35 protein-coding genes are annotated in these 24,865 nt (G+C 50.1%); 19 read left to right on the plus strand and 16 right to left on the minus strand.

The genetic code is table 11. The annotated features are described in order from the left end of the window. Positions 1 to 7 precede the first annotated feature (7 nt). The 8 genes from CWM61_RS08960 to CWM61_RS08995 all read left to right on the plus strand — a co-directional run bounded on the left by CWM61_RS08960 (position 8) and on the right by CWM61_RS08995 (position 5,174). Positions 8 to 748 (plus strand): amino acid ABC transporter ATP-binding protein, encoded by a 741-nt coding sequence (locus CWM61_RS08960; protein WP_100631093.1) that lies wholly within the window; start codon positions 8 to 10, stop codon positions 746 to 748. Positions 749 to 756: 8 nt separating this feature from the next. Next, on the plus strand, positions 757 to 1,455 hold the full coding sequence (locus CWM61_RS08965; protein WP_061156331.1) for an ABC transporter permease subunit: 699 nt from the start codon (positions 757 to 759) through the stop codon (positions 1,453 to 1,455). 9 nt (positions 1,456 to 1,464) lie between these two features. Then, positions 1,465 to 2,217 (plus strand): amino acid ABC transporter permease, encoded by a 753-nt coding sequence (locus CWM61_RS08970; RefSeq protein ID WP_100631094.1) that lies wholly within the window; start codon positions 1,465 to 1,467, stop codon positions 2,215 to 2,217. Continuing rightward, entirely contained in the window at positions 2,207 to 3,049 is an 843-nt protein-coding gene (locus CWM61_RS08975) for a transporter substrate-binding domain-containing protein (RefSeq protein ID WP_100631095.1), read from the plus strand. Before CWM61_RS08970 ends, CWM61_RS08975 begins: the two co-directional genes overlap by 11 nt. Positions 3,050 to 3,053: 4 nt before the next feature. Beyond that, a complete protein-coding gene (locus CWM61_RS08980; protein WP_008803992.1) occupies positions 3,054 to 3,593 on the plus strand; it encodes an L-2-amino-thiazoline-4-carboxylic acid hydrolase in 540 nt (179 codons plus the stop codon). Further along, the gene (locus tag CWM61_RS08985; RefSeq protein ID WP_100631096.1) at positions 3,581 to 3,778 is read left to right on the plus strand and encodes a hypothetical protein; all 198 of its coding nucleotides are present in this window, start codon (positions 3,581 to 3,583) and stop codon (positions 3,776 to 3,778) included. The genes CWM61_RS08980 and CWM61_RS08985 overlap by 13 nt, the downstream gene beginning before the upstream one ends. 23 nt (positions 3,779 to 3,801) lie before the next feature. Beyond that, a complete protein-coding gene (locus tag CWM61_RS08990) occupies positions 3,802 to 4,590 on the plus strand; it encodes a pyrroline-5-carboxylate reductase family protein (RefSeq protein WP_100631097.1) in 789 nt (262 codons plus the stop codon). 224 nt (positions 4,591 to 4,814) lie between these two features. Continuing rightward, positions 4,815 to 5,174: a colicin E1 family microcin immunity protein gene (locus CWM61_RS08995; RefSeq protein WP_077268453.1), complete on the plus strand. Its 360-nt coding sequence runs from the start codon at positions 4,815 to 4,817 to the stop codon at positions 5,172 to 5,174. A gap of 322 nt (positions 5,175 to 5,496) precedes the next feature. On the opposite strand, the gene CWM61_RS09000 is transcribed toward CWM61_RS08995, so the two are convergent. Beyond that, entirely contained in the window at positions 5,497 to 6,042 is a 546-nt protein-coding gene (locus CWM61_RS09000) for a tyrosine-type recombinase/integrase (protein ID WP_413773463.1), read from the minus strand. 906 nt (positions 6,043 to 6,948) lie between these two features. On the opposite strand from CWM61_RS09000, the gene CWM61_RS09005 reads away from it, so the two are divergent. Together CWM61_RS09005 and CWM61_RS29810 are read left to right on the plus strand one after the other, a co-directional pair. Next, positions 6,949 to 7,365: a hypothetical protein gene (locus CWM61_RS09005; protein ID WP_100631098.1), complete on the plus strand. Its 417-nt coding sequence runs from the start codon at positions 6,949 to 6,951 to the stop codon at positions 7,363 to 7,365. Positions 7,366 to 7,368: 3 nt separating this feature from the next. Further along, positions 7,369 to 7,773 carry a hypothetical protein gene (locus CWM61_RS29810; RefSeq protein WP_226938670.1) on the plus strand — a complete coding sequence of 135 codons (405 nt, stop codon included), beginning with the start codon at positions 7,369 to 7,371 and terminating at the stop codon, positions 7,771 to 7,773. A gap of 217 nt (positions 7,774 to 7,990) precedes the next feature. On the opposite strand, the gene CWM61_RS09015 is transcribed toward CWM61_RS29810, so the two are convergent. The 15 genes from CWM61_RS09015 to CWM61_RS09100 all read right to left on the minus strand — a co-directional run bounded on the left by CWM61_RS09015 (position 7,991) and on the right by CWM61_RS09100 (position 18,021). Beyond that, entirely contained in the window at positions 7,991 to 9,169 is a 1,179-nt protein-coding gene (locus CWM61_RS09015) for a phage integrase Arm DNA-binding domain-containing protein (protein ID WP_100631099.1), read from the minus strand. A 2-nt stretch (positions 9,170 to 9,171) separates the two neighbouring features. Further along, the gene (locus tag CWM61_RS09020; RefSeq protein ID WP_032422972.1) at positions 9,172 to 9,381 is read right to left on the minus strand and encodes a hypothetical protein; all 210 of its coding nucleotides are present in this window, start codon (positions 9,379 to 9,381) and stop codon (positions 9,172 to 9,174) included. 303 nt (positions 9,382 to 9,684) lie between these two features. Further along, entirely contained in the window at positions 9,685 to 9,903 is a 219-nt protein-coding gene (locus tag CWM61_RS09030) for a hypothetical protein (protein ID WP_100631101.1), read from the minus strand. After that, complete coding sequence (locus CWM61_RS09035) at positions 9,896 to 10,201, minus strand: hypothetical protein (protein WP_100631102.1); 306 nt, start codon at positions 10,199 to 10,201, stop codon at positions 9,896 to 9,898. Before CWM61_RS09035 ends, CWM61_RS09030 begins: the two co-directional genes overlap by 8 nt. Further along, complete coding sequence (locus tag CWM61_RS30100; RefSeq protein ID WP_413773464.1) at positions 10,198 to 10,851, minus strand: hypothetical protein; 654 nt, start codon at positions 10,849 to 10,851, stop codon at positions 10,198 to 10,200. Before CWM61_RS30100 ends, CWM61_RS09035 begins: the two co-directional genes overlap by 4 nt. Before the next feature lies 1 nt (position 10,852). After that, entirely contained in the window at positions 10,853 to 11,344 is a 492-nt protein-coding gene (locus CWM61_RS09050; protein WP_100631103.1) for an HNH endonuclease, read from the minus strand. Continuing rightward, complete coding sequence (locus CWM61_RS09055; RefSeq protein WP_133122456.1) at positions 11,345 to 12,499, minus strand: hypothetical protein; 1,155 nt, start codon at positions 12,497 to 12,499, stop codon at positions 11,345 to 11,347. It abuts the gene before it with no gap. After that, complete coding sequence (locus CWM61_RS30105) at positions 12,496 to 13,011, minus strand: hypothetical protein (RefSeq protein WP_100631105.1); 516 nt, start codon at positions 13,009 to 13,011, stop codon at positions 12,496 to 12,498. Before CWM61_RS30105 ends, CWM61_RS09055 begins: the two co-directional genes overlap by 4 nt. Further along, entirely contained in the window at positions 13,008 to 13,142 is a 135-nt protein-coding gene (locus CWM61_RS30020; protein WP_255175781.1) for a hypothetical protein, read from the minus strand. The genes CWM61_RS30105 and CWM61_RS30020 overlap by 4 nt, the downstream gene beginning before the upstream one ends. Beyond that, positions 13,139 to 13,924 (minus strand): ParB/RepB/Spo0J family partition protein, encoded by a 786-nt coding sequence (locus CWM61_RS09065; protein WP_100631106.1) that lies wholly within the window; start codon positions 13,922 to 13,924, stop codon positions 13,139 to 13,141. Before CWM61_RS09065 ends, CWM61_RS30020 begins: the two co-directional genes overlap by 4 nt. Next, the gene (locus CWM61_RS09070) at positions 13,917 to 14,117 is read right to left on the minus strand and encodes a hypothetical protein (RefSeq protein WP_023343167.1); all 201 of its coding nucleotides are present in this window, start codon (positions 14,115 to 14,117) and stop codon (positions 13,917 to 13,919) included. Before CWM61_RS09070 ends, CWM61_RS09065 begins: the two co-directional genes overlap by 8 nt. After that, positions 14,117 to 14,644 carry a hypothetical protein gene (locus CWM61_RS09075; RefSeq protein WP_049181653.1) on the minus strand — a complete coding sequence of 176 codons (528 nt, stop codon included), beginning with the start codon at positions 14,642 to 14,644 and terminating at the stop codon, positions 14,117 to 14,119. The genes CWM61_RS09070 and CWM61_RS09075 overlap by 1 nt, the downstream gene beginning before the upstream one ends. Positions 14,645 to 14,779: 135 nt before the next feature. After that, positions 14,780 to 15,610 (minus strand): YfdQ family protein, encoded by an 831-nt coding sequence (locus tag CWM61_RS09080; protein ID WP_049009157.1) that lies wholly within the window; start codon positions 15,608 to 15,610, stop codon positions 14,780 to 14,782. 52 nt (positions 15,611 to 15,662) lie between these two features. After that, complete coding sequence (locus CWM61_RS09085) at positions 15,663 to 16,034, minus strand: hypothetical protein (RefSeq protein WP_014838118.1); 372 nt, start codon at positions 16,032 to 16,034, stop codon at positions 15,663 to 15,665. A gap of 1,342 nt (positions 16,035 to 17,376) precedes the next feature. Next, entirely contained in the window at positions 17,377 to 18,021 is a 645-nt protein-coding gene (locus tag CWM61_RS09100; protein ID WP_032425790.1) for a LexA family protein, read from the minus strand. A 94-nt stretch (positions 18,022 to 18,115) separates the two neighbouring features. On the opposite strand from CWM61_RS09100, the gene CWM61_RS09105 reads away from it, so the two are divergent. From CWM61_RS09105 to CWM61_RS09145, 9 genes are all read left to right on the plus strand, one after another. After that, complete coding sequence (locus tag CWM61_RS09105) at positions 18,116 to 18,325, plus strand: Cro/CI family transcriptional regulator (RefSeq protein WP_032425791.1); 210 nt, start codon at positions 18,116 to 18,118, stop codon at positions 18,323 to 18,325. Between the two features lie 28 nt (positions 18,326 to 18,353). Continuing rightward, positions 18,354 to 18,905 carry a YmfL family putative regulatory protein gene (locus CWM61_RS09110; protein WP_008806043.1) on the plus strand — a complete coding sequence of 184 codons (552 nt, stop codon included), beginning with the start codon at positions 18,354 to 18,356 and terminating at the stop codon, positions 18,903 to 18,905. Between the two features lie 172 nt (positions 18,906 to 19,077). Continuing rightward, a complete protein-coding gene (locus CWM61_RS09115) occupies positions 19,078 to 19,257 on the plus strand; it encodes a DUF4222 domain-containing protein (protein WP_023322342.1) in 180 nt (59 codons plus the stop codon). After that, positions 19,247 to 20,158, plus strand: a complete 912-nt coding sequence (locus tag CWM61_RS09120; RefSeq protein ID WP_100631107.1) for a conserved phage C-terminal domain-containing protein — start codon at positions 19,247 to 19,249, stop codon at positions 20,156 to 20,158. The genes CWM61_RS09115 and CWM61_RS09120 overlap by 11 nt, the downstream gene beginning before the upstream one ends. Next, complete coding sequence (locus tag CWM61_RS09125) at positions 20,155 to 20,613, plus strand: PerC family transcriptional regulator (protein WP_100631108.1); 459 nt, start codon at positions 20,155 to 20,157, stop codon at positions 20,611 to 20,613. Before CWM61_RS09120 ends, CWM61_RS09125 begins: the two co-directional genes overlap by 4 nt. Next, positions 20,601 to 21,983, plus strand: a complete 1,383-nt coding sequence (locus CWM61_RS09130; protein WP_100631109.1) for a phage N-6-adenine-methyltransferase — start codon at positions 20,601 to 20,603, stop codon at positions 21,981 to 21,983. The genes CWM61_RS09125 and CWM61_RS09130 overlap by 13 nt, the downstream gene beginning before the upstream one ends. After that, positions 21,976 to 23,946 (plus strand): DNA cytosine methyltransferase, encoded by a 1,971-nt coding sequence (locus tag CWM61_RS09135; protein WP_100631110.1) that lies wholly within the window; start codon positions 21,976 to 21,978, stop codon positions 23,944 to 23,946. Before CWM61_RS09130 ends, CWM61_RS09135 begins: the two co-directional genes overlap by 8 nt. Next, positions 23,943 to 24,419: an SOS-response repressor and protease LexA gene (locus CWM61_RS09140; RefSeq protein WP_100631111.1), complete on the plus strand. Its 477-nt coding sequence runs from the start codon at positions 23,943 to 23,945 to the stop codon at positions 24,417 to 24,419. The genes CWM61_RS09135 and CWM61_RS09140 overlap by 4 nt, the downstream gene beginning before the upstream one ends. Beyond that, positions 24,416 to 24,814, plus strand: a complete 399-nt coding sequence (locus tag CWM61_RS09145) for a RusA family crossover junction endodeoxyribonuclease (RefSeq protein ID WP_042934062.1) — start codon at positions 24,416 to 24,418, stop codon at positions 24,812 to 24,814. The genes CWM61_RS09140 and CWM61_RS09145 overlap by 4 nt, the downstream gene beginning before the upstream one ends. Positions 24,815 to 24,865: the final 51 nt, after the last annotated feature.

The following is a 24,865-nucleotide window of genomic DNA, read 5'->3' on the forward strand; positions in this document are numbered from 1 at the left end:
TTTCATTATGATAACTATTAATAAGATCAGTAAAAGCTTCCCCGGTGAAAGAGTGCTAAAAGAGGTCTCGCTCAGTATTCATTCCGGCGAGATTATTTGCATTATTGGCCCCAGCGGCTCAGGGAAAACTACGCTATTACGTACGCTTAATTTCCTGGAGCCTGCCGATAGCGGGCAAATAAAAATAGATGATGTGGCGCTGGATTGCGCAAAAGCGGGCAAAAAGGAGATTGAAAAGCTACGGGCAAAAACCGCCATGGTTTTTCAATCGTGGAATCTCTTTCATAATCTGACCGCACTGCAGAATATTACCGAAGGACTGATTTACGCTCAAAAGCGCCCGCGTCAGGAGGCGCAGGATATTGCTGAACGACTCTTAAAGCAGGTGGGGTTATTGCATAAAAAAGACAGTTATCCGCACAGTCTTTCCGGCGGCCAAAAGCAGCGTATCGGGATTGCGCGGGCGCTGGCAATTAACCCCGCCGTTCTGCTGCTGGATGAGCCGACTTCAGCGCTGGATCCGGAAAAAGTTGGTGAAGTGCTGGAGCTTATTCAGACGATTGCCGCTGCGGGTCAGACGATGATTATCGTGACCCATGAAATGGCGTTCGCCCGCCAGGTCGCTTCCCGGGTGGTATTTATGGAAAACGGCGAAATCGTTGAGCAGGGCCCGGCGGAACAGATATTTGGCGCAGCACAGCAGGGGCGAACCCGGGCGTTTCTGGCGCAACTGCACTATCATGCCTGAGGCTCATGATGAACAATAACCCGCTCTTTAACTGGCAGGATATCGCCGGAATATTGCCGAAACTGCTGGAAAATTTACCCGTGACCCTCGGGATAACGCTGGCATCGCTGCTGCTTGGTTTGACGATCGCGCTGCTGATTGTGCTGCTGCAGTTTAGTCGCTTTAAGCCGCTCAGCGCGGTGGCAAACGGGTATACCGACATTCTGCGCGGCGCCCCCCTGGCGCTGCTGATCCTGCTGTTTTTCTTCGGCGGAAAATTAATTTTGACTGCGCTGGCGCTGCCGCCGCTATGGATTAGCGATACCACCTTTGCGGTGTTGTCTATTTCGGTCAGCATCAGTCCCTATTTTGCGGAAATGATGCGTTCAGCGTGGCGTGCGGTGGATATCGGCCAGAAAGAGGCCATTATCAGCTTGAATATTCCCTGGCATAAGGGAATGCTACGGATTATTTTTCCCCAGGGGCTCATTATTGCCATTCCCGTTTTTGGTAATCTTTTAATTAACCTCGTGAAGATGACCTCACTGGTCAATATTATTGGTATTGTAGATATTTTTGGCCGGGCACAAAAGATTTCGCAAAATAGCTATGGGTCTAAACAGGTTGCGGCATTTATTAGTGTTATTATCGTTTACTGGGTGCTGAATAGTATTATTCTCTATTTTACCACTCGTATTGAAAAGAAGTATCAGTTCCTGCTGGAGTGATAGATTAACATGTTTAGCCTGGCGTTCATTCGGGACAATTTTACGTTTATTTTAAGCGCGCTGCCGGTCACCCTGGTGATAACGTTATTGTCCTTACTCTTTTCCACTCTGCTGGGCGCAGCGCTGGCGTGGGTGATTATTCGTCAGGTTCCCGGGGTTCAATGGGGGGCGAAGGTATTTCTCTCCTTTAGCCGTTCGGTCCCGGTACTGGTGATGCTGTATTTCTTTTTTTACGTCTGGCCGTGGATAGCCGCCGGGCTGTTTGGCGGCCCGCAGGACAATATGTACCACTATAAACTCTCGCCACTGGTAGCGGCGGTCACCGCGCTATCGCTGATTTTCAGCGCGTATTTCGCCGAAACCTTTCGCGCAGGCTGGAACGCGGTTGATAAGGGGCAGCGCGAGGCCGCATGGTCAATTGGGCTAAGCGGGTTCACGCAGTTCCGACGCATTATTTTGCCGCAGGCGGCAGTATCCGCACTGCCGAACTTCACCAGCGTGCTGATCGATCTGATTAAAGACACCTCGCTGGTTTACACCATCACCGTTATTGATCTGATGGCGAAAGCCAATATCGCCGCCGCGCGCGGGTTTCATTTTGTCGAAGCCTATTGCGTCGTGTTGGTGATTTATATCGTGCTGTGCCTGGCAATTGCCAGAGCATTGCGCAGTGTAGAACGGTTTCTGCGCGCCCGCTGGCAAGGAAACGTAAAAAAGAGTGTTCCACGGTTATCATTTTGGGGAAGGTATTTTGAAAAATAAAATTTTACTGGTGAGTGCGCTGGCGTTGGCAATGGGAATTAACGCCGCGCAGGCGGTTGAAAAAAGTCCGAACGCGAAGACGGTTGAGGTTGTCGTTAACGCTAACGGTTTTCCCTTTAGCTTTGTGGACGATAACAACAATATTACCGGCTACGATGGCGATCTGTTAAAGGTGCTGGACCAGCGGTTAACCGACTATACGTTTCATTTTAATGCGGTCTCGCGCGACGCGATGATCGTCGGCCTGTCGACCGGCGCGTATACCCTTGCGGCGGATCACTTTTATCTCACCAAAGAGCGAGCGGAAAAATATGACCACTCCGGCGAGCCGACCGGGATCAGCGATTTACGCCTGATTGTACGTAACGATGAGAACGATATTCATCAACTCGGCGATCTCGCCAGCGGTAAGAAAAAGCTGGTGCCGATTCACACCTCCGACGCCCGTTATACGGTGATTGAAAACTACAACAAAAAACATCCAGGCCAACAAATTAACCTGCAGCCCAACGGCGAGCAGTCCGCCGCCGATATCTTTAAAGCGGTCGCTTCCGGGGAATACGATGCGGCGATTTATCCCATTGGCGCGCTGCTGGCATTAAATAAGGCGCTAAATCTCAATCTGAAAGCTTCGGATTCCGTCGGCCTGTTTCCTAACGTCTATTTGTATAAAAAAAATACCGACCCGCAGTTGATCAAAGCGATTGATGCGCAGTTGGTTGCCCTGAAAAAGGACGGCACGCTCGCTGAGCTCTCACGGAAATGGTACGCCGAAGATGTGTATGCCCTGCCGGGCGCCAGCGACGTCAAAGTGAATACCGACTGGGAATAAACGCATGACGCAAATAAGCTCGGAGCCGGCGCATAACGCCGCCACCTTAAACGATGAGGTGACCCTGGCGCTGCGCGCCATTACTGAAAAACGCGCGGCTACCATCGGTTACCTGTTGGACGAAAGCCGACAACGTCATATCGCGGATGATTTTGCGCGTGAAGCCATACGCCACTATGGCCGCGATATCGGGCATAAGCTGCGTGCGCAAATGCGCGATCGCCAGGATTTGCAGGAGTTTGCCGGGCTGTTTACCCGCGGTCTGGAATCTCAGGTTTATGAGATGGAGCCCGTTAGCGCCAGCCGGGCTGAATTTATCGTCCTGTTTCACTACTGTCCTTACGTTAACTGCTGGCGGCAGCAGGGGCGGGGCGCCAGCGAAATTGAGACGCTATGCGATATCTGCATGGAAGGGGATCATGCGTTAACCGACGCGTTTCCGGGACTGCGTTTAGAGGTGCAGACCGCGCTGGCTCGCGGTGATGCCGCCTGTCGGCTGCGTTTTTACCAGTCAGAGTCGCATGAGGCGGAATGGCAACCTTAAGTGGGGGGCCACGCAACCAGTTTATTAATCAGCCAGAAGCGGCGATTCAGGCACTGAGCAGGCAAAAGCTCACCACGGTTGACGGCGACGTTGACGGACGGATTTATCCCACTGACGGAACGGGGATTTGCGTTGCCGCCCCCGCGCGACAAAGCCGGCGCTTCGGTGTTGGTCACGACGAATAGCGTTTTGAATAAGGAGTAAAACTATGGCAAAGGTCCATTTTATTGGTGCCGGACAGATGACGGAGGCGATTATTCGCGCGTCATTAAGCAACGGTACGCTGCGGGCGGACGCGATCTCGCTGGAGGATATCGACAGCGCGCGAATCGAGGCTCTGCACTCCCGCTATCGGTTGTCGGGCGACGGTAGCTTAAGCGAGGCCTCTTTACTGGTGCTGGGGATCCGTCCGCAGGACGATCTGGCGTCGGTGGCGAGCCGCGTGCGCGCCCAGCTAAACGGCTCAACGACGGTGGTTTCTCTGATCGCGGGAGTGACCCTGGAAACGCTGGCCTCCCTGTTTGGTGAGGCAACGCCGATTGCCAGGACGATCCCCAATACTCTGACCGATACCGGATTTGGCTATAGCGGCGTGAGCTTAAACGCCCACGCCAGCGCGGCTGAGATTGAGCCGTTTCTGCGCGGTTTTGGCAAAGTGCTGTATTTGCCAGAGCGGTTGATCGATGTTTTTACCGGTTTTGGCGTCGCGGGGCCGAACTATATTTACTACTTTATTGAGTCGCTTACTGATGCCGGCGTACTGGCGGGGCTGTCGCGGCCTCAGGCGACGGAGGTGGTGCTGGAGAACCTGCTCGGCGCGGTCGAGATGCTGCGCCAAAGCCAGAAGCATCCGCGTCAGCTTCTGGATATCAATAATTCACCGGCGGGAGTCGGGATCCACGCTCTGTATGAGCTGAACAACAGTGATTTTGCCGCAGGCCTTCAGCGCAGCGTACTGGCGGCGGTCAGGCGTACCCGTGAACTGGGACAGCGCTAAAACCCTTCTTCCCGCGACAGGCCGTGCAGCACCCCGGCGCTTTTCCGGTGATGCACTTAGAGGTGCGGCTTAAGGCCGCATGAGAGCGGTAGCCCAGCCGGATCGCTAATATCGTCGTGTATTAATCCACGGGGAGCAGGTCAGTGTTGTAAAACGTAGAAGGAACGGATACTCACTGGTCATGATATGATAGATTTAATGGTATAGCTATGAAGGAATCATAGATGATGACCTTGAAATATTATTTAAGGCACTGCTTATGGGGATGGTGTGGTTATGGCTATCTGATCTATTTTATAGTGCGCGATATGAATAACGGGCACATTTTTCCTCCCTATGCTCCTTATATGCCATTTGTGGTTGCATATCTTGTTTTAAGCGCCTTCCTGTACCCATTCTCATATTATTCTTCGGAGAAACTAGCCCTTAAGATAATGACCAAACACTTTTGGGAACGTCACATTGGCGTGAACAGTGGTGTGTTTGGTATGTTCATTATTGTGTGGTTGTTTTGCATGCCGCTGTCTGTACCCTTATTCATCGTGTATTTATGTATACGTGAAAAAGTTAAAGTAAGTGCTTAAAAAATATGAAAGTTCTCGTAATGGATTCACGCTGCGTCTGATAAGGGCATGGAACTGCTGATAACTACGGGTTTGTTAGTTTCTGGAAGGCTTCCGCGTATTTGGCAATGTCATTTATTATTCCATTGTCCTTATCCTTGTCCATGTTGCGGCATTATTTGGGAAGATGGCTAACAGGCTATATACGTCCTGACATGTTGCGTGCCGAGTGTAAATGAGTGCACTATCGCTCGTGCGGTTGTAATTGTAAGGGCAGTTATTCCGGGATTGGGTCAGTCCAGACGTACTTCGTTCGTGTCTATATGCGCGAGGGCTGCCTCGATTACATCTGGCGTAAACACGGCTTCAGTTGCTGCTGTACTGAATATGGCTTGCAAGCCATGAGAAACAAGAATGCCTTTGTAGCCCATACGGCGTAACTGGCGGATGGAAAAATGTATTCGCGGTGGTCGCTGATAGTCGCATAGCATCCAAAATCGCTAACACTTGCGAGGGGAGGGGGGATGGTATGCTCGCGACGCATCTTCATTCGACCAGCAGGTATTGTCCATGTGCTTGTGTTAGGGTCTATTTCAGACCAACGGGCAGACGCGGACTCTGCTGGGCGATTTACGGTCAGCAATTGCCATTCATTCAGTAGCCGGGTCTGTAACTCGATGCTGGCAACAGAAAGAGTTTTCATCAGATCGGGAAGTGCTTCAGGCCTGATGGTAGGCATATTCTTTTTGACAGGTGCCTGGAATACTTTACGGATCTTAGCAGCGGGGTTAGAAAGTATCAGACCATCATTTACCGCGTAATCCATCACCTCGTTGATAAGCTGAATAACCCGCTTTAATGCTTCCAGTTTGCCACTGGCTTCAATCAAATCGACGGAAAACAGGCAACAAAAAACCCGCAAACTCAGAGAGAGTGCGGGTTTCTGTAGGGTTACCGGTCGTTAACAACACTTACCGGTGAATGATTTGGTCGGCACGAGAGGATTTGAACCTCCGACCCCCGACACCCCATGACACCGCTTTCAAAACGCTGAAAGGCCCGCTATTACTGGTGGTGCGGGGTATTCGTATGTATAAACAAACAGTGCTTTTTTTGCAAAATATGCGCTATACACATCAATGAGTTAGGGGGTAGTTTCTCCCCATTATATACAGATGTATTATCTCACTTCAGACTGGTTAGTTTCCCAAGATAGAACACAATCAAACCTGACAATCTGTTTCGACACGTGAACTTATGCTCAAAAGCGGGAAGACTGGCTGAGCTAAGAGCTCCCTATAATGATTTTGAATGTTCAGTCGACTTTTGAAGCACCTATCCACAGATCTACGATTCATAGAGATACTGCATGAAATATAAATTAATCTCGACTTTCTTCTTTAAATATGATAATAAATGTGGGTGGAGGTATGCAAAAAATGAAATGATGGATCTAGATTTAATATTTCTATAATATCCTAATTAAAGGCACTCGTAGCTTAGTATAAGGTATTTATGAACATTGAATATGTTATTTACACTGCGGTTGGGATAATCATTCTAATACTAGCCCTCCTTTCCTTTGGTCGCTTTCTTTGGCGAGTACCTTCTTTAATAGACTCATCAGTATTCAAGGATATAGGTAAGTTTTTATACAGAATTATATGCAAGTCTGGTTTTATGGTGATAGTAGTCATATTTATCACTTACTATATTTGTTCGAGAAGCCCATCTTTAATGAATAAAAATAATTCATCAGAGTCTATTGACTTAAATACCAAAAAAAGGCATGTAGATGAAAAAACAAGTTAAAACTAAACTATCAGGAATGGATGTTGTATTTTCTCAAACACTGGTTGTTCTTGCAGCTAACCCTGAAGTTGAGTTTTATGGAGATTTTAAATTAAGGCTTAAATTTGATACCGATAAAAAAGAGGATGAAAAAGGTGAGATTACACCTCATGTAAAAACCTCCATTAAAAATGGACTAAACATCAATATGTACAATTTTTTCCATGTTGATTCGGGAGTCAATGATGGCGTTAAAACTAGATTTTTTAAGCAAGGTATAAAAACATCTGAAGGTGAAGAAAAAACCTTCATCTATTATTTGTTTTTTGCTACACAATCACTATCTGAAAATAATGATGCTATTCTCTTGACTGTGAACATAACTGCCAAAGAAGAAGCTTCGGACTCGGATGGAGATTGAGTTATGTCTGATGAACAGTACGAACAGTCGGATTACTTGTTTACGACCACAAATGCTTCGCCTAGTAGTAAAAAATCAACAAAAGGTGATTATCAAGATGGTGATATTCCAGTTAGAGTCAGAAATAAGAGTGATGAAAGTATCCCCGATAAAATAGGGAAAGGTGATGATGCCAAAAACAGTGTGGTTTGGCATGTGATAACGTACTCTCTGACTATTTATTCCTGTATTGTAGCAGCATTATTAGTTATTGATGTATTTAGTAATGGTGGTCAATCGGCTTTGAGCATTGTTAAAGACTCTTGGGCTGTTTTTACTCCAATTATTACGTTATCCCTTGGGTATATGTTTGGTAAGAAAGAGGATGATAGCTTCAAGAAAGATTCGTCAACGGAGACTAAATCATAGAGCATTCAGGTGAAAAACCTACTCGCATCAAAATAAATAATTATTTTCCACTAAAGTTGTAACTGTTAAGATGCAGCTTTAGTGGATTTTTTACTATACTAACAGTTGAATTACGTATGTGGTTCCAGCAATAGCCGCTCTGACATAGAGTCGCCTATTAGATTCAGTTTGGTACTTTTCCCTAATAATGCTCAGTTAAGTCTGGGCTAATGCAATTTTATCCTGCTTTAATTTCCCCATGAGGTACGACAACCCAATCGATATGGTTTTGTGTGTAAATCTTGGTCGACTTTGCATCACTGTGTGCCATTCGTCCTTGCGGATCGATGCCTTGCAGATCGAAAAGATGCGCAGCTAGAGCTCGAATTTCGTGAAAGGTTGGTCTCTCGTCCATAGGCATTTTGTTGCATAGACCTAACTTGTCACGTACAGCAGAGAATGATCGGCTTAAGTAATCCGGCGCAACTTGGGTAGGGTGGGAAACCTCTTTACTGCGTTTCACCTGCCGTTCTGGAATTCTATGAACTATAAACGGACTGGCCACACTATCGCGGCTATCATCAATAATCCGCTTTAATTCTTCACCGATCGGGATTGCTACGTGTGATGCCTCTTTCTTTTGCACTTTTTGCCTGTGTATGTAGAGCGTCCCATAGATGCCATTTTCGGGTTGAGCTAACCATACGCAGCCGCAGATTCCGTCTTTAGGTTCACTGATTGAATACCGGATTCGTGACACTTCAAGGCGCGCGTGCGTCGTCTGCAATGCTAAATCCATCGCTGTGCGTAACCAGGGTTCGGCGGCCCGCCGAATGGCTTTAAAGTTATCGAGTGAAAGACGTTGGCGTTTCTTCTCTTCGGTTCTTCGCATTTTTTTGCGTGAAGCAGGGTTATCAAACATCAATGATTCATCGACCGCATACGAGAACAATTTTTTAAGGAAACTAACCTTTCGGTTTTGTACGTTCGCTGATGAATCTGAGTGGAAACGATTTATGTACGCGTTCACATGCTCCAGCTCAATATCGCAAGCAGGTATGATATTAAAAAACTCTTTTACCCTAAGAGCGTCGTTGTTCCAGTCGTCAAGGGTACTTGGCGACGGTCGCTCATTCTCTATTGCTCGCTGCATGATATGATCTACGTGCTCAGCAAATGGTTTAGCCTCGCCAGTAACACCGCCTGATTCTCGGATTAACAATTCAACAGATGGTGCATTTAATGGCCTCATTCTTAGGTTATATTCGCGAGCTATAGCGATCGCCATAGCCCGGTCTTTACCAAGATTTTTCTTCTTCCCCGTTATTAGTGTGAATTTATAAACGCCACGCTCCTTATCAAATAACAAGTATTCTGGAAGATGACGATATTCTCTTTTTCTCGGTCTGGCGGCCATGGTCAACCTTCATTTATTAGCTGAAGAACCGTATGATTTACCATTGAGTCTACTCCCCACTTTTCAGACTCGTAGACGAACACAGTGCCGTCTACAATTTTTCCAGTGAGAAGGCCATTTTCTACCCAACGTTTAATGGTTCTGTTATCTGGAATAGAGTCTTTGGTAAATTCGCGTTTTCCCCATTGACTCGCTTTCATTAGTTTTGCCATGGCTATTTCTCCATAAACCGGCTGCACCCGGTTATCGAACGTTAAAAGAACATGACGAACACCCACCTCGAAGTCCGTCATTACATCTTCTGCATAGCTGGTGGTCTCGATTATCCTTATCTGTTTCGTAAATCTTCATTTTGGCAATAATCAGCTTAGATCCTGGGAGAATCTGTTTGCGAAGGTTTGCAACTTCATCGGCTAATTCCAAAAGGCGGCAATGAAGGTCCTTTGCTTCCTCCTTATACCAAGCTAAATCATCCCGCATACGCCTCCATCGCCGGCGCTTTAATTTACTTGGCATCAGTCATCATCGTCATCATCGTCGTCATCGCAGGATGCGAGCAATGGATTCATTCGCCGCCCTACCTGGCAGGCGTACCCGCGGCGACCGAGGTTGTGTAGCACGCTGTAGATTTCGAATATTTCGGTTCGCTCATCACCAATATCAAGCTCACAGGCCAGCGTGTGGCATTCAGTAGCGAGCGCTGATATCTTCTCAAGCAGTTCAGCCTTATTCACCTTTCACCTCCTTCGGTGCGGCTGGCAAATCCATCCATTTGATAACTCCGGTAATGGTGCCATCTGAGGCCCGCCATTCCCCTGATTCACAGTCATAGCAGGCGGTCCGAATATCACCATAGCTGGTCATCACCAGATATTTCCCGTTAACTTCAGGAGGGAAATCGCTCAACACATTCCAGACAACCGGGCCGTTACCGCTATAAATCTCCAGCAGTTCTCTGGCCATCTGGTAGGCGATATGCCTGCGACCAAAGACCCTTGTCACTTCTTTAAGTCGATCAATGGCTATAGTCATTTTCCCTCCTGCTGGATATCCGGATATGCGCTTCCTTCCTGGCCTGGCTCATTGCTTCCAGTGCAGGCGTTTCTGTGGTCATTCGCTCGCGGGCATCTCTTGTTCCCGCAGTCTGGACACACCACGAAGCGCATATCGTTAATGGCCACAGGACGGCACGCGCGGCACCAACAATCAGGAATCCGCTCGCTTACCGGAATCCATTTACCCGGCACGGTAGCGGGTTCACTGCCGGGTGACTGCGGGGCGGCTGCGAGCATGGCTTCAAACATTCCCTGAACCTGTTCGCGCGTATTACAGTCGCCTTGGGATGCATTCCAATCGATTAGACTGCCAAGAGGGTCTGCTTCCTCCAGGCCTGCTATGAGCATTTTTTCTGTTGCCACCTTCGGCACCATCACGTAACCCTCCGGCACTACCGGCGCTGGCTGCGCAATCAGCGCTTTGAACTCCTCAATTCGCGTCTGAAAATCCGCTCTCTCTTCCGGTGATAGCGCAGCCATATCTGATTCGTATACGGCCCTGCGCGCCAGGGCGGCAAGCATGGTGCTGGTTTTAATGCCCTTGCCAAAGCGCAACCCTGGCTCAAGCAATACCGAACAGGGCAGCACTTCGGGATATTCCGGCGCGGGCTGGTTATCTTTTTTCATCTCAATCACCTACTCTTGCAAATTCGCCAAATAAAGACCGCCTACCACTTTCTGCAGCAATCGCAGCTTCATGTATTTCTTTGAAATACCCTAAGTGCCTGCACTTTCCATTAATTTGAACCTGAGCCCTCCAGCGCTGCTTTCTCGGGTCCCAGCTAACCCCTCTAACTCCGCTACTGTTGTGCTTCATGATTCCTCTGTTCATCTGGTTTTCAGATTGGGTGGCAATCCGAAGATTTTCGATTCTGTCATCTGAGGTAACGCCGTTTATATGGTCAATTTGCATGCCAGAAGGGATTGGTCCATGGTGCATTTCGTATATTATTCTTGAGCGTTTGAATGACTTTCCTTTAATGTGGACGCTCCAATATCCCCTTGACTTATCTTTACTACCTGCCAAAGTGCCAACTGGCGTATTACGAGATGCGTTAATCTTCCAGTAGATGTTTCCACTCTCGTAATAAAACATTTCATTGTAATTAAAGGCAGCCATCTACTCAGCCTCCACCTTGATGCCAGCGGCGCGCAATGCCGCCTGGTATTTATAATGGGCCTCCGTTCTGTCGCAGTCGCCCGGCAGATAGGGAATCTTCACGGTGACGGGGCGCTGCTCGTTATACTGACGGCGCATATCCCATCCCCAGCAAAAGAAACCGAAGTAGGTGATGCTATCTCCAGTAGTCCAATCTTCCGTTGATACCTCGTCTTTAACCTGCTCCCATGCCCATTTGCGGCAATAGTCAGCGTCGGCATTCTCTGAATACGTCACAGGGGTGACGGTGCGGGACTCCAGCTCGGCGATGATATTTGACTGACTCACGATGGCTTTTCTGCTGTCTTCAAGTTGCTCCAGCAAAACAGCATCACCCATAGCAACCAGGGCATCATCAGTTGCCGGTGCTTCTACCGGGAGATATGCGAACAGCAGGCGACGCTTAACCAGGTCTACCAATCGCTCGTCACTGCTTTCAGCAAGAACATCAATCAATCCTTCGGTGTATGCGGCATTAATGCATCCGGCCGCATTCTCTACGCTGTCTTTTAACGCAGCATTTTCGGAGGTCAGAGCGGCGATGCGCTCTTTCAGGTCGATAATTTCGTGAGTGCGTGGGTCAATTTCGGTCTTTTGATGCAGCTCAATGATTTTGTCCTCTAGATTCCCAGAATATTTGCCCAACTCGGCGTTTTTCTTCTCCAGCGACTCGATACGGTCCTGCTGCTGGTTGATATGGTCATCCTGTGCGGCATTGGCGCGCTGCGCCTTCTCCAGTTCACCGCGACGAATAGACAGGGACTCATCCTGATTCAGGATAATTTGCTCCTGGCGCGCAATGTGCTGCTGCGCCTTCTCCAGCGCCTCTACCAGCGCTTTAGCCTCAGCCTCTTTCAGCACCACAGTGTCAAAGTTTTCGAGCTGCTTTTTGATTTTGGTAATCAGCGCCAGTTCGGTGATATCAGTTGTCATGCTGCACGCCTCAGGAACCGATGCTGGTCCAAGGATGTCCATTGAGAAAACAGACACTTCTTTCCCTGCATTATTGGTTAACCAGTATTCAGAGTCCTCGGCAATATTGAGAGTCAGGACGCCATCATTTGCTGTGCGAACCTTCTGCCCGTGCTTCCACCACTCAGGGAATGACTTGCTCATTTGTCGGCCCCCTCGCGCAGCGAAAACTCCCATGCGTATTCGTCAGACGTTGTGAAGTAGTCGAGACGGTCCATGGTGATTACGCCGTAGCGCCCACTCTCACCGATGAAGAATTCGCCGATCACATCATCGTTGTGAATTTTATAAGGCTTGCCGATAGCGATTAACGCCACTCCATCCTGTGTGCGCTTTTTAGCTGCGGTGAATGTGATGGCCTTTTCCCGTTCTGCTACCCCATCAGCCTTAATCCCGGCTACGATGCGATCGGTGGCGGGCGTTTTAATGCGGCTTGCCGCCAACCCAATTGTCTCTTTCGTGTCGCTGCCAATCTCACTTGTCCCAAGCCTGCTGATAAACTTAACTATCTTTTCAGGGAACTGTTTCAGCGCCACATTCTCCGCAGCCAGCTGCTTAAACGCTTTCGCCAGCTTCAGGAACTTCTGCTCTCTGATCGACAGCTCGCCTGCGCTCTCCAGCGACTGAATGAGTTCGTTTACTGTTGAGATGTTCATGCTGTCCACCATTCAATAAACATGCAGATACCAACGGTTACTACGGCAATCAGCACCCAGCAGATCACATCCAAAATGGCGTCGAACCGACGGAGGGTGTATTTGCTGTAATTCTCAGGATCAATATTCATACCACCTCCCCAAGCACCCAGCGCAGAGCCTCGGCATACTCGCCGCTGGCATCTTCGAGGGCTTTTGCAATTTCCTTGCGTGATTTGATACGCGGCTTTGCTTCACCAAGAACCTGACGCTGTCGCCGGGCTTTTTCATGGCCCGTGGTGCCGGCGGTCGCTGTCTCGATCTGCTTGACCTTCTCCCGTTGCTCTTCGGGTTTAAGCGATGCCAGTTGGCGCGCTTGGGTAACGGTAATTGTGCCAGCCTCTACAGCTTCCCGGACGGCCTGGGTAGCCTCGAGGAGGGAGAGCGTTGCTCGAACGGTCTGAACGCTGCAGCCAAACAACACTGCAATGTCGTCCTCATCGAGCCCGCGGTCGAGTGCGTCTGACATTTTTTTAGCCCGGCCAAGCGGTGTATCAGGTCGGCGAATTTCGTTTTCGCTGACCATGTATTTAGCCATCTGATTTGCTGATCCGCGCTTAACGACGCCAGGAACAAGCAGTGGGGCTTTGCCCTCGTTCAAAAGAAGCTTATTTGCCTCAAGGGTATGCTTAACACGCTGGCGGCCTACAACTACGCAGGTGAGCCCTGATTCTGGGTCTTTCCAGACGATAATCGGCTCCAGTACCCCCAGCTCCTTGATGTTCAGTACCATCCCTTCGTCGATCGGCAGATGGACCCGCTCATCGTAGAGCGGGTGAGTTTTGTCGGTAATCAGATGCAGGTGTTCAGGTTCAAACGTTAAAACGTTCGTCTTGCCGCTGGCGCCGTACACCTCGATCGAGTTTTTAGCCATGGTTTTTCACCCCATTAAGGCCTGCCAACACTGCAGCCTGCGCAGTGTTTTGGTCCATAGCTTCGGTAAGGGCGATGAACGTAACATCCAGCCGGGAAGCGATATTGCGCATTAACTCTGCTTTTTCCGGTGGTAGATCGGGTGCCGCAGCGTAAGCTGCAGCGACCAGTTCTTTAACTTTCATATGTGCCATTAGCGCCGCTCCATCAACTGGTGGAAGCGGTTCATGAACATCCCGTAGGCCTGGCCTGGGCGAACCGGATTAATAACGAATTGATCCGTTGGAATAATGCCTTCGAGCATGGGCCAGACAGTGCCGTCGTCGATCTCAAAGTCACGACGTTCGCTGGCCAACATCACCAGGTCGGCATATTTAACGGTCGGGTGTTGCTCATCAGGCAGGCCGAATTTCTGACGTATTGCAGCATCAACCCGAATCTCCATTGCGCGATAGTCAGGTAAAAGGTGCTTAAGCGGAGCCGGAATATCCTGCAGGTAAGCCTCGGCAGCATCGTGAAGAAGTGCCTCAAGTGCGAACTCCTGCGGTACGAGCAGGCTGGATAAAACGCTGTGCTGTCCAACGCTGTAGAACTCTGGCAGGTGGCCGGCAAATCGGCAGATATGCGAGAGGGCGGTGGCAATATCCTCTATCTCGATCGCGTCTTGCTGGATATCGAGATAATTAAAGTGTTTGCCTGAAAGGGTTTGAATAAAGCTCATTATTTTCTCCATACGTTACGCCTGCACAGCGCTGTTATTTGGGTATAGAAATCCCTCGCCAGAAGGCGATAAATAAAAGGATTACGCTTCAATAAATCCCCGCAGCAGCGGAGATTTAAGGTTGAGCAATCAGGCTTAGGCTTTGAAAGTACCGATGAAGGTCTCGACAGGTTTTCCATCGAACTTACCAGTCAGCAGGTCGCGGAACTCATTGGCGATCGCTTCTTCCTGGGCTTCCAACTGGACGATACGCAGGACGAATACCGGGTCGCTACTTTTCAGCAGGCTATTGCGAAGGCTAAAACGGCGTTCACCGAGCCCTTCATAGGGAACGCATTTGAACTCGAATGCCGCCGGCATCACGTCTTTACTGCTGGCTTCGATACTTTCCATCAGTGTTTTCTTACCGCGGAAATCACCATCTTCATGATCGGCAGCGTTGGTTTTCTGGATGGTAACGCGGCGAACAGCTTGAGCAGCATTGGCAATACTCATAGAGCCGCCATCAGCATCGAATGCCAAAAGGTAATCACTCCAGTCTTCCAGCCATTCGGCGATTTGCTTCTGGTTAAGGTGATCGCCGTTGATCGACAGCAGCGCGCGGAATGGGGCTGTTTTCTTCAGCTTGATCGAGGCGACGTTATCAGCGTGGCCAGGATTATCCAGAGTACCGATGTTGAAGATAGAGCACGCCAGCATGTTGTCGGCATCGATGAAGCAACGGGCTTTTTCGTCTTCCTGGGCATAACCAACGGAATAGCGAACGAAATCGTCAATGCTGGTTGTGTCCATGGCACCGCGGAAGCGGTAACGCTCCAGTGCGAAACGCTCAAGGCTAGCGACGGCAGTACCTTCCGGCAGAATGGTTGTCGGGCAGGCCAGACTGTGAATGTCGTTCAGGTGGTAGCCAGAAAGCACCAGGTCTTTAATTTGTTTAATTGCGCTGCTGTCTAATTGCTGGGACATAAAATTTCCTTAAAGATGAATACAGTTAATCTAAAAGCACGTTAATCGCGGCCTACTGAGCCGCTCGCAGCTTTGCATCCGGATCCCCGCTCAGAGTAAACAGGTTGCCCTGGTCTTCCTGCAGGATGGTCAGCTTGCCGCCGCGGTTAACAAACATCGGCGTTTCTGTCGTGTCTTCTTCAGAAACTTTCCCGCGCGGGGTGGGGGTGATGTACTGCAGTTTGTGTTTGATCATGACTCGCTTTTCTTCGATCGAATTGCCCATGCGATCGATGTCGAAAGTCAGTACTACTTTGCCTTTGCTGCCATTGTTCAAAACGCCCAGTGCGGCGGTATTGAGCGCCCCGGCGATCTTGTTGATGAACACGCCAGCATCCAGTTCGCCCAGGAAATCTGGAACATTGGTCATGCGATCATTGCTCATAGCACTACCTCTTTGTTAGGGCGGCTGCCACCGCCGACGGTTTCTCCATACACAACACAGAAGAGCATCTGCGGTTGACGGCCGCCCGGGTGGATTGGGTTATGAGCCCGTCGCCCGGTGATGCTCTTGTGTCTTGTGTAAAAAGGGCGGTACCAGAAACAAAGGGAAACTGGCACCGCCAAACTACACACAGCTATCAGTTGTTACGGTGACGTTCATATCCTGAATTAACCCAAGCTCTGCGGGCATAAAAGAGGGCGGAGATTGCTGCGAAACCCTCTTTTCGTAGTTCGCAATATCTTTCAAGACAGTAATTTTTCACTATTTATGCCTCGCTTATCTTTTTACAGCACCGTTATTAAAGTGGTGGCGGTGGTGCCTCCACCTGCCGGTGTTAGCCAATCTCGGCGACGTACACTGCCCGGAAACGTACTCAAAGAACGGGTTGGCTCGTCACGTGCGCATAGCCGCAATTACCACAACGAAGAGAGCACTGCCGGTGTCCGAATCGAACGGACCTTTTCCCTGCCCATCACCAGATATAGAACTATCCTGGCGTCTGGAATCGAACCAGACTCTGTGCCTTGCTCGTCAATGCCCTCATCGTTGTGTCCCGGACTCTTCCCGGGCGTCACACCTTTTCGCCGCGCTGGTGGGGCGCACGTCGTGCCTGAAACACTTAGCTTGCACATTCTTCCGGAATTCCTGAGAGCGCATGGATAAAGGTAACTCTCAGGCGGCTAAAGCTGCATGTGCCATACAGCGGTTGCGAATATTGCCGTTCACAACTGGAAGCGCACTCCTTCAGTTACAAACCGATCCCCACGACCGATGGAAGATGGAATGCGCTTTCAAGTTGTGTACGATTCATCTACCCCGGTCCGGCGGCGCCACCTCGCCGGGGCAGATGCAAAGGACCGTTACGCGATCACTCGGCTTGTTGGTTTGGCCGGAAGTATCAAGTCCCGACATCGCGGATTCTGCTTCTCCGCCCCGATTTCACCCCCGCTATGGTTTAGCGCGCAAACCGAGAAAATCGCCTTCAACGCTGTCGGCTTTCGCCATGTTTAGTAGAGAGCCTCGCAGAACTCGGCAAAGCTCAGTGCTTCTTCACCTTCTGCCAGACTGTCAAAATATTCTTCGTATTCTTTATCCATCCTGAATGCCTCTTCGGTTGAATGCTTAGCGAGTCACCATGGTTTCGTATGTCTCTAGTGGCTGCACTTCGGCGTACTGTAAGTCCGCGGCTGATGAATAAAATCTAAAATAATTTAGTTTTTTGGTCAAGGTGAAAATGCTAAATATTTTTAGTTTTCACCATTGGTAAGGGAAGGAAGGAAGATTAGCGTCGCATCTGGCGGCGGTGTTCGACAACAACACCGATGATGGAAATTTTTTCTACAGCAGAATTTAAAGCAGCAAAATCAGGGTTTAAGGGGACCAATTCGAATACCTCTTCGCCGTCCTCGTTGACACCTCTTGCACGGTATTTTTTAAAAGTGGCGTATTCACTACCGTTTTTGGCTACAACATAGTCCCCAGGGCCTGGACACAAGTCAGGATCCACAATGATAGTGTCTCCTTCTTTGAACTCCGGCTCCATCGATTTTCCACGTACCTTAAGTGCGAAGGTACCAAACGAATGAGCGCCGTTAGTTAAAATGTAATCCACGGCGCCCTCTAAATTACGAGCATCACTTTCAGATGTCCAAGTGCCGGCTTGTACCCAGCTTATGATAGGGATCTGCATAGCGCCCAAGTTACCTGGCGTTACGTTTGAGAGCTCCTCTTTTCCGGTTAGGAGAAAGTCCTCAGAAACCCCAAAATACCGCGCTAATTTAGTCAGCGAGACACCTCCAGGTATGTTTTGATCTTTCTCCCAGTACCCAATGGTGACATCTGTCACTCCAACAACTCTACCCAGTTGCTTCTGGGTAAGTTTACGGTCCTTTCTCAATGATTTTAAACGACTTCCAAATGTGCTCACTGTGGTTCGCCATGTTATGAAAACTAAATTATCTTAGCTTTAATTGACCTAAATTTGCTTTGGAAGTAATATCTAAATAAATTTAGGAGGGTGTATGACAACAACAGAGTTAGAAACGTTCTTCGGAACTCCCAATAAGGCAGCTGATTTCTTCGGCGTTTCTCCTGAGGCTTTTTATCAATGGAGAAAACGCCCGGGTAGTCTGATCCCTAAAGGTCGTGCTGCTGAAGCTGCATATCGTACCAATGGAAAGCTCATTTTTCGTCCTGAGCTTTATGAGAAGACTAATCCACATAAAGCATGAATGACACCACAGAGATAAGGGGTAAGCCGTGGGTATAGAACCTGAGTGGAAAGTCGATAAGCAACCGGCATGGCTAGTGGCTGCGATCAAAAAGACGATCACCGATTTAGATGGTGGTTATGAAGAGGCCGCTGAATGGCTGGGCGTTACAGAAAATGCGTTATTTAACCGCCTTCGCTCGGATGGTGATCAGATCTTCCCAATCGGCTGGGCAATGGTCCTGCAGCGTGCTGGTGGATCAAACCACATTGCCAATGCGATAGCACGCCATTCGAACGGGGTATTCGTGCCACTGGCCGATATCGAGGAAGTTGACAACGCCGATATTAACCAGCGCCTGATGGAGTCGATCGAGTGGATAGGAAAACACTCGCAGTATCTACGCAAAGCCACTGCGGACGGTGTTATTGACCAGGCCGAACGCGAACAGATTGAGGAGAACAGTTACCAGGTCATGGCGAAATGGCAGGAGCATTTAACGTTACTTTTCCGTGTCTTTTGTCAGCCAGAAAAGAGTGACGCCCGCGAGTGTGCAGCTCCGGGCGTCGTGGCAGATAAATCAACGTGTATGGAGAAATAATCCGCATGAGCAATTTAATCGTAAATCTCAGGTTACCGCAACTACGTATGCGTCCGGTGACGGGTGCTGCGCTGTTTCGGTATGAACGCATGGTATGCGGTAAATGGGTTTCATGTAACCACAGCCGGGCAACGGCGATTGTGGGGGTCTTTAACCGGAGGGTAAAAGCGTTATGCGCGAAGTTAACCGAAAGTTCAGAGACCACTATGGCAAGCCCGTCAGAGTCATACGGTGGGAACGTGAGACGAATCGTGTCATTTACCTCAGGGAAGGCTATCCGCACGAGTGTTTTAGCCCACTCGATCAGTTTCAACGAAAATTCAGGGAAGTAGAGGGCAGCCATGAGCAGTAAATTACACGGTCTGGTATGGGAAGCCTGTGCTTTCAAAGGCCTGATCATATCTGAAATAGCGGTCATGGCCCGCCTGGCTGACTTCAGCAACGATGAAGGAATATCGTGGCCTGCTGTGACAACTATTCAGCGACAGATCGGGGCAAAGAGCGAGAATACTGTTCGAAGCGCCATTAAAAAACTTCAGGCGAAAGGGTGGCTGAAGAAGCAGGAGCGTCGCGTAGGCGGCAAGAATAATTCGAACGTCTACAAACTCAACGTCGATATGCTGGAACGTGCAGCAGCTGAAGCAAAACTCTTCTACGCAACCCCGCGTGAGCAATCAAAATTTGATGCCTCAGAAATTGAGGGTTCAAAATTTGAGGGGGCAATTTCTGATGCCTCAAATAATGGGTCTGCATCCCCTCAAATATTGCGGGGGGACCCCTCAATGGTTGAAGGCGATCCGTCATTAGATCCGTCATTAGATCCGTCATCTAAAAAACCTTCTTGTCGGGCTCCTGCGGAACCCGACGATAAGCCGGATCCTGAAGTGGTGATCACTGACCATGCGATCGAAGTTCTGACGCATCTGAACCAAGTCAGTGGCTCCCGGTTTCAGAAGTCAAAAACTTCCCTCGAAAACATTCGGGCACGTCTACGTGAGGGGCATACGGTTCCAGATCTGAAACTCGTTATCGACGTTAAGCATGAGCACTGGCATGGCAACGACGAGCAATACCAGTACATGCGCCCCGAGACGCTTTTTGGTCCTAAAAAATTCGAAGGCTATCTGCAGAGCGCTATCCGCTGGGATGCCAAAGGGCGACCGCCACGGGAATGCTGGGACAGAAGTAAGCCGCGGGATATCAACCAAATTGGTGCAGTGCAAACAACCATACCGAAGGGGTTTCGTGGATGAACATTACTCAAATGGCCTTTGAATTCATTGTTAAAAACCCAGATCAGAAAATGCGCGATATCATTGCCGCCTTTCCTGACTGCAAACCTGTTTCTGTGAAAAGTGCCGTATATCGCTTGTACACAGAAGGGCGCCTGGAAACCAAAGCAACCTCGTGCGGCTTTATTTATCGAGTCATCGATGATGCATCCTGCTGCGATGATCTACAGGACGACTTTAAGTCCAGAGGAAACCTGGAACAGGAAAAAGCCGCTAAAAAACTAGAAGAGCGCAGCCTGTATCGCCGGGCCGCTACTGTGTGGCACCAGCTCAGTACCTCAAGCTGCAGCCAGAAAACTCTTGAGTATTACATTCGTCAGAAAAATGCCTGCCTCCGGAAAGCACGCATGGGGAAATCACACACTGAGTGTCCGTTAGCCGGGAATTACTGCGGAGGTGATCTGTGCATCGACTGAACACGACCAGCGAAGGGGAAATGCTGGTGGATGAGGCCGAACTCCCAATCACCAGAAGCCATTACTGTGATGCTCTGGATGCATTACGTGCTGCACCTGCCCACTATCTCAAGGAGGTCGGCGACCAGTGGAGAACGCCCGATCTGTTGTTCTGGGGGGTTAACGCTATGTATGGCCCGCTGGTGCTGGACCTCTTTGCAGACGAAACCAACGCAAAATGCCCTGCGTGGTACTCAGCAGAAGACAATGCCCTGACGCAGGACTGGGCGGGGCGACTGATAGAACTCGGCGGCGCGGCATTTGGAAATCCGCCGTATAGCCGTTCTCAATATCACGAAAAGCAGGCGATCACAGGCATGACCCACATCATGAGTTATGCATCCGCTCAGCGTGAAAAGGGTGGTCGTTATGTCTTTCTGGTGAAGTCAGCGACGAGTGAGACATGGTGGCCAGAAGATGCGGATCATGTCTGTTTTATTCGCGGTCGCATCGGTTTCGATCTGCCTACCTGGTTTAAGCCGGCGGACGATAAGCAGAAGCCGACCAGTGCCTTCTTTGCCGGGGCGATTGTTGTGTTTGATAAGTCATGGCGAGGGGAGCGCTTTAGCTATATCGATCGTGTGGCTCTTGAAGCGAAGGGGCGTGCGAGTATGGCCCTGGCCCAGTACGCCGTGGGTAAACAGGCAACAGCTTCAGTAACGGATCAGCCTCAGACAGATCAAGCTGAAACTGAAATCCCGCTTCTTCAGGATGAAATCCTCGCGAAAAGCGGCATACGATCCTGGGCTTGCGTGGTTGCGGCTTTTGGAGATAAAGCCGAGTACACCTTTGCAGAGTCAAAGTTTGGCCATACCTGGGCGGCTGATTCAGTGGATAAACCGGAGTTTACGCCGGTTAACTCAGAAGTGATCGCCACAGCTCAATCCCTGATCATCAAACAAACTGCGAAACAAGCGCTGGTGGGCTGGCTTAACGGTGTTGATCTCGGATCCACAATTGCACGTGAAGAAACCATAGAACGCATGAATTCGGTGTATGCAGAGTTTATCGACACATGCCCGGTCACTGAATTCATCGATATTGTTAGCAACCTGGATAAAGCAAGCTGGTTCAACAGCAGACTGATCCGCAGCCATGTTCGGGAAGCTCTCTCAGTTGCCAAACAGACCTTACCCGAAAGCCGGATATGGCCACTGGAAGTAGGCCTGGTTTTTGAGCGAGTCGAAGGCGTGAATCATCTTAACGAGTCTCAGCAAAACAAGCTGAAGGCACACATCAATCAGCTGTGGCTTGAGCGTACGCCCAGTACCGAAATCATAACTATTGCCAGCGGGCTGGTCAGCAGTATGCAGGGGGTTAGCCATGCGTGAAATTATCGTTGATAACTTTGCCGGAGGCGGCGGCGCTTCTACCGGGATTGAGATGGCTCTTGGGCGTAGTGTCGATATTGCCATTAACCATGATGAAAACGCTGTGGCCATGCACCGTACCAATCATCCGGATACCTTGCACTACTGCGAAAGCGTGTTCGATGTTTCTCCTGGCGCAGCAACCAGCGGCAAACCTGTTGGCCTGACCTGGTTCTCCCCAGACTGTCGCCACTTTTCCAAAGCGAAAGGAGCTAAACCAGTTGAAAAAGCGATTCGTGGGCTTGCGTGGATCGTTCTTCGCTGGGCGCTGGATGTTGGTCCGCGGGTAATGATGCTGGAGAACGTCGAAGAGTTTAAAACGTGGGGTCCACTACTGGCGGCGGAAATGCGTCCGGATCCGGACCGCGTTGGTGAAACGTTCGAGGCGTTCGTAGGCATGCTGACATCCGGAGTTCCTGCAGATCACCCTGCGTTGTTGGAATGCTGCGAATTTTTGGAGTTATCGCCGGATAGCGAACAGGCGATGCGTTTGATTACCGGGCTGGGCTATGACGTCGATTATCGCGAATTGCGCGCCTGCGACTACGGCGCGCCAACTATCCGAAAACGTTTCTTCATGGTTATGCGACGGGACGGGCAGCCGATAGTCTGGCCGGCAGCTACTCACGGGGATCCGAAATCGCCTGCGGTGATTTCTGGCAAACTGGCACCATGGCGCACAGCTGCAGAATGCATCGACTGGTCAATTCCAGCGCCAAGCATATTCGACCGCAAAAAGTCTCTGGCAGAGAATACGCTGAAGCGGATCGCGCGCGGCATCCAACGCTTTGTTATCGAAAGCGCGTCGCCGTTTATCGTGAAGTGTAATCACACTACCACTAAAGGCAAATACGATTGCTTCCGGGGGCAGGCTCTCACTGAACCGCTGCAGACGATTACGAAAACCCACGGATACGCAATCGCGGTACCTCATCTGACGAAGTTCCGCACCGGCGCAACCGGTCAACCAGTCACCGAACCGTTACCAACGGTGACGGCTGGCACGTCCAGGCGCCCGGGCGGGAATGGTCATGCACTGGGGATTGTTGAGGCGGGCCTTGTCCCGTTCCTCGCTGGCAACGGTGGCAGCGAATACCAGGCTAAACCGCGCCCGCTTGATAAACCTGCTCACACCATCCTGAAAGAGTCCCGTGCCTGCGTTGTCGCTCCGGTTATTGCCCGGCAGTTTGGCTCCAGCATCGGCCACCGGGCGGACGTACCGTGCGCTACGATTACCGCTGGAGGGGGAGGTAAATATCAGTTGGTGTCAGCATTTCTGGCGAAACACTACGGCGGGAACTACCAGGGCGCCGGTATTGACCTGGGCGAACCCGCTCATTCAGTTACCACGGTCGATCATCACGCGCTGGTTACTGCTCAGATTGTTGGTGTTGGCGGTCGAGCTGGGCAGAGCAGGCCGCGAGACGTTAGCGAGCCACTACAGACCATGACGACAAAGGCTGATGCTGCAATGGTCACGTCCCACCTGATAAAACTCCGCGGTACCTGTCGTGATGGCCAGACAACTGACGAGCCGATGCCGACTATCACTGCCGGCGGCCAGCACGTAGGGGAGGTTAAAACGACTCTGGCGGTCGCGGACTATGACGAAGAGCGCGCGCAGCAGGTGCTGGCGTTCCTGCAGCAATACTGCGGGGAGGATAGCACCGGGCTGGTGGATATCGGCGGAATTACTTACCGCATCGTTGATATCGGGATGCGAATGCTGCAACCGCATGAGCTTTACCGGGCGCAGGGCTTTCCGGAGTGGTACATCATCGATCGGGATTACCGAGGGGTGAAGTATGCGAAGGATAAGCAGGTTGCACGCTGCGGCAATGCCGTTCCGCCCCCGTTCGCTGATGCGCTGGTGAGGGCAAACCTTCCGGAATTGTGCGTAAACAGAGAGGAGTTTGCGGCATGATAAAGTTAACTATCAGGCAGCAGGAAGTTCTTAACCTGCTCATTGAGTACCAGCGCGCCCATGGATTTCCGCCAACCACCTATGAACTGACCGGCATGTTGGGGTGCCGGTCCCCCAATGCTGCGGCAAGTCATCTCAAAGCGCTGGAGAAGAAGGGTGCGATCAAAATCACCCGCGGGGTTTCCCGCGGTATAAGCATCGTTAATTTTCCCCCTCAGAGGGAATTTGTCATAAATCTTAATACCCTCGTTAAAGTCAAACTTAGTGATGTCGCCCTTGTGTTTTTAGAGCGTCAGCATGAAGAAAACCGTATTCGCCACCCCTCCATTTTTGGTGAGTTTGAACCACCGTCAAAGGATGAAAATGGGTTTACGAAAATGACGCTATGGAGCCTCATGTCCGAACTGGGGCAGATATGTTATTGCGGTGGGGAAGTCCCTTTCGAACTAAAAATTCCCCTGGAGGATGAATGAAATTTATTCTTCCTTTTCCGCCCAGCGTGAACTCCTACTGGCGTTCCCCAAATAAGGGGACTGCAAAAGGTAAATTGCTGGTCAGCGAAGCCGGCCGCAAATTCAAACATGCTGTAAGAGCAGCGATTATCGAACAGCTGAAAGCAGTCCCAAAACCCTCCGCTTCACCAGCGGAGGTAGTCATTGTCCTGTATCCGCCTGATTACCGCCGCCGCGATCTGGACAACTACAATAAGGCGCTTTTCGACGCACTTACATACGCCGGTATCTGGGAGGATGACAGCCAGGTTAAGAGAATGACGATCGAGTGGGGTGAGAATGCAAAGGGAGGGAGAGTTGAGATCACCATAACGGCATTCAATAAAGTGCTGGATGTTTGTTCAGTGGTAGGTTGAAGACTATGCAATCAGGCATTAATCTCAAGGTGTGTAAACGAACCGGGCGTG

The sequence above is a fragment of the Klebsiella sp. K-Nf6 genome, assembly GCF_002806655.1.
In the GTDB taxonomy this organism is placed as follows: Bacteria; Pseudomonadota; Gammaproteobacteria; order Enterobacterales; family Enterobacteriaceae; genus Klebsiella; species Klebsiella variicola.

Bases quoted from the DNA above. Each gene is read 5' to 3' on its own strand.
- CWM61_RS08960 (WP_100631093.1), top strand. From the start codon at position 8: ATGATAACTATTAATAAGATCAGTAAAAGCTTCCCCGGTGAAAGAGTG.
- CWM61_RS08965 (WP_061156331.1), top strand. From the start codon at position 757: ATGAACAATAACCCGCTCTTTAACTGGCAGGATATCGCCGGAATATTG.
- CWM61_RS08970 (WP_100631094.1), top strand. From the start codon at position 1,465: ATGTTTAGCCTGGCGTTCATTCGGGACAATTTTACGTTTATTTTAAGC.
- CWM61_RS08980 (WP_008803992.1), top strand. From the start codon at position 3,054: ATGACGCAAATAAGCTCGGAGCCGGCGCATAACGCCGCCACCTTAAAC.
- CWM61_RS08985 (WP_100631096.1), top strand. From the start codon at position 3,581: ATGGCAACCTTAAGTGGGGGGCCACGCAACCAGTTTATTAATCAGCCA.
- CWM61_RS08990 (WP_100631097.1), top strand. From the start codon at position 3,802: ATGGCAAAGGTCCATTTTATTGGTGCCGGACAGATGACGGAGGCGATT.
- CWM61_RS08995 (WP_077268453.1), top strand. From the start codon at position 4,815: ATGATGACCTTGAAATATTATTTAAGGCACTGCTTATGGGGATGGTGT.
- CWM61_RS09005 (WP_100631098.1), top strand. From the start codon at position 6,949: ATGAAAAAACAAGTTAAAACTAAACTATCAGGAATGGATGTTGTATTT.
- CWM61_RS29810 (WP_226938670.1), top strand. From the start codon at position 7,369: ATGTCTGATGAACAGTACGAACAGTCGGATTACTTGTTTACGACCACA.
- CWM61_RS09015 (WP_100631099.1), bottom strand. From the start codon at position 9,169: ATGGCCGCCAGACCGAGAAAAAGAGAATATCGTCATCTTCCAGAATAC.
- CWM61_RS09020 (WP_032422972.1), bottom strand. From the start codon at position 9,381: ATGGCAAAACTAATGAAAGCGAGTCAATGGGGAAAACGCGAATTTACC.
- CWM61_RS09035 (WP_100631102.1), bottom strand. From the start codon at position 10,201: ATGACTATAGCCATTGATCGACTTAAAGAAGTGACAAGGGTCTTTGGT.
- CWM61_RS30100 (WP_413773464.1), bottom strand. From the start codon at position 10,851: ATGAAAAAAGATAACCAGCCCGCGCCGGAATATCCCGAAGTGCTGCCC.
- CWM61_RS09050 (WP_100631103.1), bottom strand. From the start codon at position 11,344: ATGGCTGCCTTTAATTACAATGAAATGTTTTATTACGAGAGTGGAAAC.
- CWM61_RS09055 (WP_133122456.1), bottom strand. From the start codon at position 12,499: ATGAGCAAGTCATTCCCTGAGTGGTGGAAGCACGGGCAGAAGGTTCGC.
- CWM61_RS30105 (WP_100631105.1), bottom strand. From the start codon at position 13,011: ATGAACATCTCAACAGTAAACGAACTCATTCAGTCGCTGGAGAGCGCA.
- CWM61_RS30020 (WP_255175781.1), bottom strand. From the start codon at position 13,142: ATGAATATTGATCCTGAGAATTACAGCAAATACACCCTCCGTCGGTTC.
- CWM61_RS09065 (WP_100631106.1), bottom strand. From the start codon at position 13,924: ATGGCTAAAAACTCGATCGAGGTGTACGGCGCCAGCGGCAAGACGAAC.
- CWM61_RS09070 (WP_023343167.1), bottom strand. From the start codon at position 14,117: ATGGCACATATGAAAGTTAAAGAACTGGTCGCTGCAGCTTACGCTGCG.
- CWM61_RS09075 (WP_049181653.1), bottom strand. From the start codon at position 14,644: ATGAGCTTTATTCAAACCCTTTCAGGCAAACACTTTAATTATCTCGAT.
- CWM61_RS09080 (WP_049009157.1), bottom strand. From the start codon at position 15,610: ATGTCCCAGCAATTAGACAGCAGCGCAATTAAACAAATTAAAGACCTG.
- CWM61_RS09085 (WP_014838118.1), bottom strand. From the start codon at position 16,034: ATGAGCAATGATCGCATGACCAATGTTCCAGATTTCCTGGGCGAACTG.
- CWM61_RS09105 (WP_032425791.1), top strand. From the start codon at position 18,116: ATGACAACAACAGAGTTAGAAACGTTCTTCGGAACTCCCAATAAGGCA.
- CWM61_RS09115 (WP_023322342.1), top strand. From the start codon at position 19,078: ATGCGCGAAGTTAACCGAAAGTTCAGAGACCACTATGGCAAGCCCGTC.
- CWM61_RS09120 (WP_100631107.1), top strand. From the start codon at position 19,247: ATGAGCAGTAAATTACACGGTCTGGTATGGGAAGCCTGTGCTTTCAAA.
- CWM61_RS09125 (WP_100631108.1), top strand. From the start codon at position 20,155: ATGAACATTACTCAAATGGCCTTTGAATTCATTGTTAAAAACCCAGAT.
- CWM61_RS09135 (WP_100631110.1), top strand. From the start codon at position 21,976: ATGCGTGAAATTATCGTTGATAACTTTGCCGGAGGCGGCGGCGCTTCT.
- CWM61_RS09140 (WP_100631111.1), top strand. From the start codon at position 23,943: ATGATAAAGTTAACTATCAGGCAGCAGGAAGTTCTTAACCTGCTCATT.
- CWM61_RS09145 (WP_042934062.1), top strand. From the start codon at position 24,416: ATGAAATTTATTCTTCCTTTTCCGCCCAGCGTGAACTCCTACTGGCGT.